General features: G+C 69.1%; 6 protein-coding genes. All 6 read left to right on the top strand.

The annotated features are described in order from the left end of the window. Positions 1–730: 730 nt before the first annotated feature. Complete coding sequence (locus DSY14_RS27355) at positions 731–976, top strand: hypothetical protein (protein ID WP_017578673.1); 246 nt, start codon at positions 731–733, stop codon at positions 974–976. A gap of 56 nt (positions 977–1,032) precedes the next feature. After that, positions 1,033–1,278 (top strand): hypothetical protein, encoded by a 246-nt coding sequence (locus tag DSY14_RS27350; RefSeq protein WP_211719488.1) that lies wholly within the window; start codon positions 1,033–1,035, stop codon positions 1,276–1,278. Positions 1,279–1,290: 12 nt separating this feature from the next. Continuing rightward, the gene (locus DSY14_RS27345) at positions 1,291–1,536 is read left to right on the top strand and encodes a hypothetical protein (protein ID WP_211719487.1); all 246 of its coding nucleotides are present in this window, start codon (positions 1,291–1,293) and stop codon (positions 1,534–1,536) included. A gap of 11 nt (positions 1,537–1,547) precedes the next feature. Then, positions 1,548–1,865 (top strand): hypothetical protein, encoded by a 318-nt coding sequence (locus tag DSY14_RS27340; protein WP_211719486.1) that lies wholly within the window; start codon positions 1,548–1,550, stop codon positions 1,863–1,865. Between the two features lie 126 nt (positions 1,866–1,991). Then, positions 1,992–2,510, top strand: coding sequence for a hypothetical protein (locus DSY14_RS27335; protein WP_211719485.1), 519 nt, complete (start codon positions 1,992–1,994; stop codon positions 2,508–2,510). A 162-nt stretch (positions 2,511–2,672) separates the two neighbouring features. Then, the coding region (locus tag DSY14_RS27330) for a DUF2397 family protein (RefSeq protein ID WP_211719484.1) at positions 2,673–3,411 on the top strand (739 nt) is incomplete at its 3' end.

Here is a 3,411-nt window from a genome sequence, read left to right as displayed (position 1 = left end):
CGCCCCACCCCTCGGCCTCCGGGTGTGCGATCGGCGCCCGCGCGCCGTGCGCCCCCCACGTCCCGCCCTGCGGGTGCGCGACCAGCACGCGCTCCCCGTGTCCTCTCCCTCGGCCTTGCCGGTGTGCGGACGCCGCGCGCACGGTGCGCCCCCATGCCTCGTCCTTCGGCTTTCCGAAGCGCGGGTGCCATGCGCGCCGTGCGGCTGTCGGGACTCCCCCCGCATCAGAGGGCGGCGGGCGCCCCGCGCTCCCTGTGCGCCTGCCAGGCCGTTCCTCGACGCCCCTGAGGGAGTCCTACGGCCTCGACGTGGTGAGGAGTGCCGCCCGCGGTCCCGGCCGTCGCGTCGCCGGCGTCCTCCTCCGGGGGCGCGGGGTGGTGGGGGAGTCCGGCGTGTCGACTCCGGATGGTCACCCTGGGCGGGGCGATCACCCTGGGTCACGGGATTCGGGTGGTTGCGGGATGATCACTCTGGAGCAACGGACTAGTCACTCTGGGTCATCTTCGCAGGCCATGTCGGTGTCGTGGAAGGATGAAAAATCACCGCATTGCCCTTTTTGAGATCTCGGGCGAAAGGAATGTGGCCGGCAATTTGGACAAATGCATCTCGGGTTTCGGCGTTGACAAAAAACAGGGTCCGGATCATGATTACCTCAGTCCACCGCGACACAGGTGCAACAAGCGCCTGCGTCTTTTTCTGTCAATGCCTCGCCTGAATTCCCGGGGGAAACATGATCAAGAAGCTGACCGCTGCTGGCCTGGTCGCTGGTGCCGCGATGGGCGCGCTCCTCATGGGGGCCCCCGCGCACGCTTCGCACGGTGGTGACCAGCAGTTCAACCAGAACCTGCAGCTGGTTCCGGTGCAGTCCTGCAACCTGACCGGCAGCGTCGGTCTCGTCGCCGTCACCGTGCCGATCCTGTCGCCGCAGACCACCGGCGACTGCGTGAACGGCCCCGTCGGCACCAACATCAGCTAGTTCCGGCAATTAGCTCGACCGAGATTATATCTCACATTCTTTCGAAGGGTAATTCAATGCTGCGTAAGCTCGGTGTTGCCGGCCTCGTCGCTGGTGCCGCTTTCTCCGCTGTCCTGGCCGCCACCCCGGCGTCCGCCTCGCACGGTGGTGACCAGCAGTACAACCAGAACCTGCAGGCCGTCCCGGTGCAGCTGTGCAACACCAGCGCAGCCGTGGGCCTGGTCGGTGTGAACGTGCCGATCCTGTCGCCGCAGACCACCGGCGACTGCGTCAACGGCCCCGTCAGCACCAACATCGACTAGGAGATCCTGAAAATGCGCAAGATCACCGCAGCCACCGCCATCGCCGGTCTCGCCTTCGGCGCCATGCTGGCCGCCGCCCCGGCGTCCGCCTCGCACGGTGGCGACCAGCAGTACAACCAGAACCTGCAGGCCATCCCGGTCCAGCTGTGCAACACCGAGCTGGCCGTCGGTCTCCTCGCGGGCGTCAACGCCCCGATCCTGTCGCCGCAGACCACGGGCGACTGCGTCAACGGCCCGGTCAGCACCAACATCGACTAGGAGGTCAGCCGATGCTGCGCAAGTTCACGGCCGCGACCGCGATCGCCGGTCTCGCCTTCGGCGCCATGCTCGCGGCCGCCCCGGCGTCCGCCTCGCACGGTGGTGACCAGCAGTTCAACCAGAACCTGCAGTTGGTTCCGGTGCAGCTGTGCAACACCGAGCTGGCCGTCGGCCTGGTCGGCGCCAACGTGCCGATCCTGTCGCCGCAGACCGCCGGTGACTGCGTCAACGGCCCCGTCAGCACCAACATCGACCACGACCGTGGCGACAAGGCTGACGAGCACGACAAGGGTCACGACAAGGGTGACGAGGGCAACGGCTACTACTAGTAGTCGGAACCCGACGGGGCCCTCGCGGTCCCGGTGACGTAACAGAGCTGTTCGGAGGCCCCCCGGCGTGTGCCGGGGGGCCTTCCGTCGTCCTGTCGGGATGATGGGTGCGATCAAGGAGGCGACATGAGGCGTGCACTACTGATCTGGGCGATTCTGGCGCTGGCGGTCTCGGCCTGCGGCGACCAGGACGGTTCGGACCCGGAGGAGGCTCCGACCATGGAGGGGACCGAGGAGGAGGACGACCGGGACGACGGCGACGACGAGAACGGCGACGAGGGCGAGGGCGCCGCGGCCGAGGGGGACGTCCAGGTCCGGAACTTCCACGGAGACGAGCAGGGGTTCGACGACCAACGCCCCGAGGAGTACGTGGCCACCGAGTTCACCACCTTCACCGACATGGAGTGGGACCAGTGGGATGAGCGGCGCGCCCGTGGCGAGGGCGAGATCCTGGGGACCTGGTGCATGGACCAGGGATGCCAGGACGACCCCTACGACATCACCGTCGAGCTCGGTGACCCGGTCGAGATCGACGGGACCTCGTACTTCTCCACCTACACGGTCACCGACTACGACGCCATGCCGGACGAGACCCGTGCGGCGTTGGAAGGGGCCGACGACGGTCGGCTCGCACTCCCGAGCTAGCGCGACGCGGCGACGGGGTCCCGCTCCGTCTTCGCAGAATCCTTACAAAGAACCCAAACGGCGCGAATGACCTGTTCAGAACAGGTGGAGGGGAATCTCACCGGGGTCGAAGGCGGCCGAACCGGGCGTGGCGGGCCCGAGAGGTCTCTAGTCTGCTGAGTTGTGGGACTCAACCAGTGGGCGAACGACCGCGCGGACGAAGGACAGGGCATCGGTGGCCGGCCGGTGCCACGGCACGGCCGCGCAGCACTGCTACGCCTGGCCGGCTGGTTCGAGGAGGCCGAACCGGACCGCGCCGACGCCCTGGCCACCGCCGCCTTCGCCCTTCAGCCCGCCCGTCACCTGGAGGGTCGTGTCGACGACGGCGTCGCGGTGACCACCAGTTGGTGGCAGGGCGAACCCGACCGCAGCACCGTCACCGAGCACCCCGGCGCGCGCCCTCCCGAACCCGTGCGGGACCACCGTGCCCAGCAGGCCCGCCTGCGCGACGCGGCCGAGTCCTCCGCGCACTGGCGTCGCGCGGGCGCCGAGCAGATCCGCTCGCTCCTGGGCGAACCCACGCCGGAGGTCACCCGTCTGGACCTGTCCGGTGCCGGCATGGAGGTCCTCATGGAGCTCCTCACCGCGGCGCTGGGCTCGGGTGACGCGTCCCGTCGTCCCACCTCGGCGGGCGACCTGGAATTCGGTCTGCGCCTGCACGTCATCGCCGCCCCCGGATCGGAGGTCACCGTCCGGGGCGAGGGCGGAGAACTCAGCCTCGAAGGGCTGCGGCTGTGCGTGACCCCCTTCGAGCAGCACACCGTGGACGTGCCGGGTGCGGGCGTATCCGCGTCGGACCTCCCCGGACCGGAGGCGGACGTCCACCCGCTGGACGCCCCCGTGTGGCCCACCACGCCCCCGG

The sequence above is a fragment of the Nocardiopsis sp. MG754419 genome, from assembly GCF_018207095.1.
In the GTDB taxonomy this organism is placed as follows: Bacteria; Actinomycetota; Actinomycetes; order Streptosporangiales; family Streptosporangiaceae; genus Nocardiopsis.
Note: the sequence above shows the minus strand (reverse complement) of the source record. Positions and strands in the feature narration are given on the sequence as shown.

Excerpts from the sequence above, each read along its gene's own strand:
- DSY14_RS27340 (WP_211719486.1), top strand. The coding sequence starts at position 1,548 with ATGCTGCGCAAGTTCACGGCCGCGACCGCGATCGCCGGTCTCGCCTTC.
- DSY14_RS27335 (WP_211719485.1), top strand. The coding sequence starts at position 1,992 with ATGAGGCGTGCACTACTGATCTGGGCGATTCTGGCGCTGGCGGTCTCG.
- DSY14_RS27345 (WP_211719487.1), top strand. The coding sequence starts at position 1,291 with ATGCGCAAGATCACCGCAGCCACCGCCATCGCCGGTCTCGCCTTCGGC.
- DSY14_RS27350 (WP_211719488.1), top strand. The coding sequence starts at position 1,033 with ATGCTGCGTAAGCTCGGTGTTGCCGGCCTCGTCGCTGGTGCCGCTTTC.
- DSY14_RS27355 (WP_017578673.1), top strand. The coding sequence starts at position 731 with ATGATCAAGAAGCTGACCGCTGCTGGCCTGGTCGCTGGTGCCGCGATG.